This is a genomic window from Mesorhizobium sp. M4A.F.Ca.ET.020.02.1.1 (assembly GCF_004022645.1).
Taxonomy (GTDB): domain Bacteria; phylum Pseudomonadota; class Alphaproteobacteria; order Rhizobiales; family Rhizobiaceae; genus Mesorhizobium.
Genome location: NZ_RZOI01000246.1, coordinates 1 through 7,662 on the forward strand (window position 1 = coordinate 1; position 7,662 = coordinate 7,662).

Annotated in this window: 6 protein-coding genes; 5 read left to right on the forward strand and 1 reads right to left on the reverse strand. The window is 65.9% G+C overall.

From position 1 onward, the window contains the following. A partial coding sequence (locus EN742_RS16780) for a class I SAM-dependent methyltransferase (protein WP_148670128.1) occupies positions 1-648 on the forward strand: 648 nt, incomplete at its 5' end. A 133-nt stretch (positions 649-781) separates the two neighbouring features. Further along, positions 782-931 carry a hypothetical protein gene (locus tag EN742_RS38155; protein WP_189363146.1) on the forward strand — a complete coding sequence of 50 codons (150 nt, stop codon included), beginning with the start codon at positions 782-784 and terminating at the stop codon, positions 929-931. 134 nt (positions 932-1,065) lie between these two features. Here EN742_RS38155 and EN742_RS16785 read toward each other — a convergent pair whose 3' ends face one another. Then, a complete protein-coding gene (locus tag EN742_RS16785; protein WP_128333049.1) occupies positions 1,066-3,378 on the reverse strand; it encodes a glucose/quinate/shikimate family membrane-bound PQQ-dependent dehydrogenase in 2,313 nt (770 codons plus the stop codon). Positions 3,379-3,613: 235 nt separating this feature from the next. Here EN742_RS16785 and EN742_RS16790 point away from each other — a divergent pair, with 235 nt between their 5' ends. The 3 genes from EN742_RS16790 to EN742_RS16800 all read left to right on the forward strand — a co-directional run. Beyond that, complete coding sequence (locus EN742_RS16790) at positions 3,614-5,254, forward strand: helix-turn-helix transcriptional regulator (RefSeq protein WP_126053935.1); 1,641 nt, start codon at positions 3,614-3,616, stop codon at positions 5,252-5,254. 137 nt (positions 5,255-5,391) lie between these two features. Beyond that, positions 5,392-6,672 carry an FAD-dependent oxidoreductase gene (locus EN742_RS16795; RefSeq protein WP_245482310.1) on the forward strand — a complete coding sequence of 427 codons (1,281 nt, stop codon included), beginning with the start codon at positions 5,392-5,394 and terminating at the stop codon, positions 6,670-6,672. A 128-nt stretch (positions 6,673-6,800) separates the two neighbouring features. Next, a partial coding sequence (locus EN742_RS16800; protein WP_148670129.1) for a UvrD-helicase domain-containing protein occupies positions 6,801-7,662 on the forward strand: 862 nt, incomplete at its 3' end.

The following is a 7,662-nucleotide window of genomic DNA, read 5'->3' on the forward strand; positions in this document are numbered from 1 at the left end:
GTCGACACGCTGCTGGCACGGCTCCCGGACAAGGGCGGCCGGATCCTCGACGTCGCCTGCGGGCTCGGCGCGTCGACCAGGCGTCTGCTCGCCTCCTACCCGCCGGAGGCGGTCACTGCCATCAACATCTCAGCCGCGCAGGTCGCGACGGCGCGCCAGAATGCCCCCGGCGCGACGGTGTTGCAGATGGACGCCGCCAAGCTTGCCTTTCCCGACGCGAGCTTCGACGCGGTGATCTGCGTCGAGGCCGCCTTCCACTTCGATACCCGCGCCGCCTTCCTCGCGGAAGCCTTGCGCGTGCTCAAGCCCGGCGGCGCGCTCGTGCTCTCCGACATCCTGTTTCGCGGTTTCACCGCTCCGGTCGCCGACCGCCTTGGCGTGCCGAAGGCCAATCTGGTCCCGGACATCGCTTCTTACCGGGCGCTCTTCGAGGCCGTCGGCTTTCAGGATGTCAGGGTCGAAGACAGGACTGACGACTGCCTCGGCGGCTTCCGCCGCAGCCTCGTCGCATGGCCGGCCTCGGAACGGGGCAAGGGCGCCATGAGCCTGAAGTCCAGCCTCGGCACCGCCCTCGTCTGCCGGTTGATTGCCGGCTATTTCGGCGCTGTCTCCAAGGCCTATCTCCTGGTCTCGGCACGAAAGCCCTGAGGCGAGGGCCAGTCCGGGACCTCATCACATTTTGGTCATTTCCGCGAATCCTGATGGCGCCGCCATAATTTGAAGGGAAGCTCAACCTGGCTTCGCCTGTCACGACGGTACCTGACGAGAAGGAACAACGCTTATGACCTTGTCCGCTCCGATCCTCGCAAGCGCGCTCGTGCTGGCCGGCGCGGCCCTCTTGGCGCTGCGCGCCGCAACGCTCACCGGCGGCCGAGTTGCGGTCAAGGTCAGAAGTAGGCGCCGGCCCTGCCGCGCAAAATCCGGCAACTGAGTGCCAAGACCGTGGGACGCGCAAGCGGCCGCTACCTGTGCGATCAGGATTTCGCCCGTGCCGGTCCATCAGGCCGTCACCTAGCGCAATAGGTGTGCCGTTCGCTGGCCGGCATCACCCGAACATCAACACACCTATTTCGGCAGCGTGTAGGCCATCACATAGTCGCCGGGCTTGGTGCCGACCGAACCATGGCCGCCGGCGACGATGACCAGGAACTGACGGCCGTCGCCGACCGTGTAGGTCATCGGCGTCGACTGGCCGCCGGCCGGCAGCCTGGCTTTCCAAAGCTGCCTGCCGGTGGTCAGGTCATAGGCGCGCAGATAGTCGTCGACCGCCGCTCCCAGGAAGGCTACGCCGCCGGCGGTGATCATCGGCCCGCCAATGCCGGGCACGCCGACCTTGAACGGCAGCGGCAGCGGTGTCATGTCGCGCACGGTGCCGTTGCGGTGCTTGTAGGCGATTTTGCCGGTCCTGAGATCGGCGCCGGCGACATAGCCCCATGGCGGCGCCTGGCAGGGAATGCCGAGCGGCGACAGGAACGGCCCCATCACCACCGCGTAAGGCGCGCCCTCGTTGCGGTTGAGCCCTTGCTCGCTGCCGCGTCCTTCATCCGGCGGCGGCACCTGGTCGCGCGGAACGAGCTGCGATTTGAACGCCAGATAGGTCGGCATGCCGAACATCACTTGCCGAACCGGATCGACAGCGACGCCGCCCCAATTGAAGACGCCGAAATTGCCGGGATAGATCAGCGAACCCTGGACGGACGGCGGCGTGTAGCGGCCCTCATAGCGCAGGCCCCGCAATTCGATCCGGCAGGCCAGCTGGTCGAACATGGTGATGCCCCACATATCGGCGCCTGTCAGCGGCTTCGGATTGAAGGAAAGGTCCGATTCCGGCTGCGTCGGCGAGGTATGGTCACCCTCGATCGCGCCGCCAGGCGCCGGCACCTCCTTGACGGGAATGATCGGCTCGCCGCTGCGCCGGTTGAGCACATAGAGGTCGCCCTGCTTGGTTGGCCCGACCAGCGCCGGCACGACACCGCTCGAGGTGGTGATATCGACCAGCGTCGGCTGCGCCGGAACGTCCATGTCCCAAAGGTCATGATGCACGGTCTGCCGCACCCAGCGCACCTGCCCGCTGTTGAGGTCGAGCGCGGTGATCGAGGAGGAGAATTTCTCGACATTGGCACTGCGCCCGGCGCCGAGCTGGTCCGGCGTCTGGTTGCCGAGCGGCACGTAGAGCAGGCCGAGCTTCTCGTCGGCGCTCGGCGTCGACCACATGTTGGGCGAGTTGTTGGTGTAGGTCTGGCCGGTCGGCAGCGGCGTCGTCTGGTCCGGATTGCCGGAATCCCAGTTCCACAGCAGCGCGCCGCTGTCGACGTCGAAGGCGCGGATGACGCCTGACGGTTCCTGCGTGGAATAATTGTCGTTGACCGCGCCGCCGACGATGATCTTGCCGCCGACGATGAGCGGCGCCGAGGTCGAATAGTAGTAGCCCGATTTCGGATACGGCATGTTGGCGAGCAGGTTCAGCGTGCCGCCCTCCGCAAAGGAGGCACACACCTGCCCGTTCGCGGCGTCGAGCGCGATCAGCCGCGCGTCGGAGGTCGGCAGATAGACGCGCGCGGCGCATGGCTGGCCGGCGGCGATCTTGCCGTCGGCATAATAGGACACGCCGCGGCAGGTCTGGTGCTGCCGGTTGGGATCGAGCTTGATCTTCGGGTCGAAGCGCCATTTCTCCTTGCCGCTCGCCGCATCGATGGCGATGGCGAAATTATGCGGCGTGCAGATGAAGAGCGCGTCGCCGATCTTCAGCGGCGTCACCTGATAGGTCGTCTCGCCGATGTCGTCCGGACCCTTCACGTCGCCGGTGCGGTAGGTCCATGCCGGCTGCAGCGAAGCGACATTGTCCACGGTGATCTGGTTGAGCGGTGAAAAACGCTGGCCGTAGGGCGTGCGGCCGTAGAAGTGCCACTCGCCTTCCGGCACATTGCCGCCGAGATCTGCCGTCGGCGTCACCTTGTCGGCGTTAAGCTCGCCGGCAATGTCCCTGGGATCGGCGGTCATCGAATAGCCGGCCACGGCTAGCGAGGCCAGCACCGCCAGGATCAGCGGCGCGCGCCCGTCTGGACCGCTAAGCCCTCGCCTCGCCCATGGTGTCAAAAGCCACAGCGCCAGGAGCACGATGACGCCGCCGCGCGGGCCCAGATCCCACCAGTCGAAGCCCGCTTCCCAGACCGCCCAGCACAGCGTGCCGATCACGATCGCGGCATAGAGCCAGAGCGCAATGGAATTGCGCCTGAAGAGCAGCAAGGCGGTGATGAGGAAGGCAAGGCCGACGATCACGTAGTACCAGCTACCGCCCAGCACCGCCAACTGGATGCCGCCGCCGCCGAGAACCAGACCGATGAGAGCAAGGACCACAGCGGTGAGGATAGTTGCCACAACGACACTCCTTCATGCGCAGCAGACGGGCGATCGAAAACCGCTGTCACGAAGCACAACCGTAACGCGCCTTCGATTCTGTTTCATCTCGCCGCCGCAGTTTTCGGCCCCCCTGCGTGCGGTGTCAAATCAGCACGGCATAAAGTAAGCATCACCCCGGCCGCTCACGCCGACTTGACGAAGCCTGGCATCTGCCATTCTTCTGCCAGTTATTTGGCAATGCTATGCTTTGCCGATGAAAGCCGAGGCCGCCTTGCTGCTGGAACGGGCCCGTCACGCCTATGAGCAACGGGACTGGGCGGATGCGTTTGAGCTGTTGCGTGCAACGGACGATCTGGCACCGCTGGGCCCGGACGATCTGGAACGGCTGCTCTGGTCGGCCGCCATGCTCGACCGCGACCAGGACAGCCTGGCCGCCGGAGACCGTTTGTTCGAGACCTATGTCGAAGCCGGCCGCTACGACCGCGCAGCGTATTGGGCATTCTTCCGCGGCTTCCGGCTTCTGGCCTTGGGCGAGGAAGGCCACGCCAGCGCCTGCATCCAGCAGGCTCAGCGCTTGGCCGACGGCTTCGGCCGCGAATGCGCCGCGCATGGCTATTTGACGCTGCTGGCGGCCCAAAAGGAGCTCATGACGGGAAATGATCCGGCGGCGGAGCGGCTGGCCAGCCAGGCGCTGGCGATCGGCGAGCGCTGTTGCGACGTCGACCTCGTCGCCTTCGCCAGATGCTATCTCGGCCGCGCGCTTGTGCGGCAGGGCCGGATCGACGAAGGCATCGCCTCGCTCGACGAGGCCATGCTGCCGGCGGTCGACGGAAAACTTTCGCCCATCGTCACCGGCCTGATCTACTGCAACCTCATCGCAGCGTGCCGGCAGGTCTACGCGCTCGACCGCTCGCGCGAATGGACCGAGGCGCTATCGAACTGGTGCGGCGCGCAGCCGCAGCTCGTCCAGTTCAACGGCGTCTGCCTTTTGCACCGCGCCGAGATCATGGAACTGAACGGCGCCTGGCAGGATGCAATCACGGAGGCCCGCCGCGCGACGACGTCATTGGCCCATACCACCGCCAGCGAGGCGGCGGCCGGAGCGGCCTATCAGGAGGCCGAAATCCATCGTCTGCGTGGCGAATTCGCCGCCGCCGAGGACCTTTACCGCACCGCCAGTCGGCTCGGGCTCGAACCGCAGCCCGGCATGGCGCTGCTGCGGCTGGCGCAGGGCCGGGCCGAACAGGCTGCGGCAACCCTTCGCCGCGTGCTCGCCACGACCAAGGCTCCACTCGGCCGCGCCCGCCTGCTGCCGGCGCGGGTAGAGATCATGATCGCAGCCGGCGCAATCGAGGAGGCACGCGACGCCTGCCAGGAGCTGGAAGCGATCGCCACCCGTTTCGCGACCGACATCCTGGCGGCGATGGCCTCGCAGGCGAGAGGCGAGATCGACTTGCACGAAGGCAGCGCCGCGACCGCGCTCGGCCATTTCCGCGCCGCGCTGACGACCTGGCAGCGTGCCGGCGCTCCCTATCTCGAGGCGCGGCTGCGCGTGCTTGCAGGGCAGGCCTGCCGCATGCTTGGCGACGAAGACGGCACCGAGCTCGAATTCGATGCCGCCCGCGCCGTTTTCGCCACGCTTGGCGCCGCGCCGGAACTTGCCCGCGTCACGGCTCTGGTCGGGCCGGCCAGTTCGCGCCCGCACGGCCTGACCGGGCGCGAGATCGAAGTCCTTGGCCTGGTCGCCACCGGCAGGACCAACAGGTCGATAGCGACCGAGCTCGGCCTCAGCGAAAAGACCATCGACCGGCATCTCAGCAACATCTTCGACAAGCTGGCGGTCAACTCGCGCGCCGCCGCGACAGCCTACGCCTTTCAGAACGGGCTCATCTGACCCAGAAAAACATCTGACCTGAGGGCATGGGGGAAAATCCCCATCGCATTTTCTTCCGCCGTGAGGTGTCTCCCCGAAGCGCCGCCGCGCCGTTCCGCTATTTCTGGTCCATGACTGACGAACCAAATGGAGCGATCATGACCCCGACTTCGACATCCGGACCGGCCACGATGCAGGGAATGCGCGGCCGTCACAACATTCGCATCGCCGAGACCAGGACACGCGCCGGCACGCTGCTGGAACCGGGAGCGGCCTTCATGCATCTGGAGGCCGATGCGCTGCGGGCAACCGGCAGCGATATGCCATCAGGCGACGAAACGCGGCCTGCTCTCAGGGAAGAACATGTCGACGTCGTGGTCATCGGCGCCGGCCAGAATGGCCTTTCCGTTGGCTATCACCTCGCCCGCAAGGGGGTGAAGTTCGTCATTCTCGAGGGGCGCGAACGCGTCGGCGACATCTGGCGCTCGCGTTGGGATTCGCTGCGCCTGTTCACGCCGGCGCGCTTCGACGGTCTGATCGGCATGCCCTTCCCCGCTGCCCGCTATTCATTCCCGACCAAGGACGAGATGGCCGACTATCTCGAGGCCTATGCGCGGAGGTTTGCCTTGCCGGTGCGCACCGGCGTCAAGGTCGACGAAGTAACCCGCTCCGGCAAGCTCTACATCGTCACGGCCGGCCAGACCCGCTACATCGCCAGGCACGTCGTCGCCGCGGCCTCGAGCTACCAGAAGCCGAAGGTCCCGGATTTCGCGGCGTCGCTCGATCCGTCAATCCGGCAACTGTCCTCGAGCGCCTACAAGAATCCCGTGCAGCTCAATCCGGGCAGCGTGCTTTTGGTTGGCGCCAGCAATTCCGGCGCTGAAATAGCCATGGATCTCGCGCGCACGCACCAGGTCTGGCTGTCGGGCCGCCACCCAGGCCACATCCCGGTCGCCTACAATGGCTCTTTCGCGATGCGCGCGGTCCTTCCGTTCGTCTTCCGCATCGTTTTCCACCGTCTGCTTACGGTCGACATGCCGATGGGCCGCAAGGCGAAGCCGGGGCATCTTTCTCATGGCCTGCCGCTGATCCGGGTCAAGCCGCAGGATCTGGACGGCGCCGGCGTCCGCCGGGTCGCCCGCGTCGCCGGTGCCCGCAACGGCAAGCCGCTGCTCGACGACGGCCAGCTTCTAGACGTTTCGAACATCATCTGGTGCACCGGGTTCCGGGCCGGGCTCGATTGGATCAAGCTGCCGATCTTCGACGACAGCGGCCGGGTCAAGCAATATCGCGGTGCCATCGAAGGCGAGCCGGGACTGTATGTCTGCGGCCTGCATTTCCAGCATTCGCCCTCCTCCACCATGATCCATGGCGCGGCGCGCGATGCCGGCTACGTGGCCGACAAGATCGGCGAGCGCATGCGGGCAGCCGCCGGATAAGGCACGACAAGGATTTGAGGCAATTGCCGAGGCCGAAGAGACACCGCGCTCGGCAAATCCTGTCGCTAACCAGAACAAAACGGAGACACTTCTGGTCTTTCGCTGCCGAATCACTACATTCGGGGGCAATGTCCGGGTTTTCGGAAGACATGCCCTTCTTTGACGAACCGAATGCGCGGCCCACAGCAGCCCCGTCCGGCATAGCTGCGCGCGCCATGGCCGCCCGCAGCGGCCAAAACAGCGCGCCCGATTATCTGAAGGGGCTGAATCCCGAGCAGCGGCTGGCTGTCGAGACAACCGAAGGCCCTGTTCTGGTGCTGGCCGGCGCCGGCACCGGCAAGACGCGCGTGCTCACCACGCGCATCGCTCACATCCTCGCCACCGGCAAGACCTTCCCCTCGCAGATCCTTGCCGTCACCTTCACCAACAAGGCCGCGCGCGAGATGAAGCAGCGCATCGGCCATCTGATCGGCGAAGGCAGTGTCGAGGGCATGCCCTGGCTCGGCACCTTCCACTCGATCGGCGTCAAGCTGTTGCGTCGCCATGCCGAGCTTGCCGGTCTCAAATCCGATTTCACCATCCTCGACACCGACGACGTGGTGCGTCTGATCAAGCAGCTCATCCAGGCCGAGGGGCTGGACGACAAACGCTGGCCCGCCAAGCAGTTCGCCCAGATGATCGACGGCTGGAAGAACAAAGGGCTCGGCCCCGCCGACATCCCCGAGGGCGACGCCCGCAGCTTCGCCAACGGCAAGGGCCGCGAACTCTACAAGGCCTATCAGGAGCGGCTGCAGACCCTGAACGCCTGCGATTTCGGCGACCTGCTCTGCCACCCGATCCGCATCTTCCGCGCCTATCCGGACGTGCTGAAGGACTACCACAAGCGCTTCAAATACATTCTCGTCGACGAATACCAGGACACCAACACGGCCCAATACATGTGGCTGCGGCTCCTGGCGCAGCGGCCGCAATCCTCCCCCCTTGAGGGGG

Excerpts from the sequence above, each read along its gene's own strand:
- EN742_RS38155 (WP_189363146.1), top strand. The coding sequence starts at position 782 with ATGACCTTGTCCGCTCCGATCCTCGCAAGCGCGCTCGTGCTGGCCGGC.
- EN742_RS16795 (WP_245482310.1), top strand. The coding sequence starts at position 5,392 with ATGACCCCGACTTCGACATCCGGACCGGCCACGATGCAGGGAATGCGC.
- EN742_RS16790 (WP_126053935.1), top strand. The coding sequence starts at position 3,614 with ATGAAAGCCGAGGCCGCCTTGCTGCTGGAACGGGCCCGTCACGCCTAT.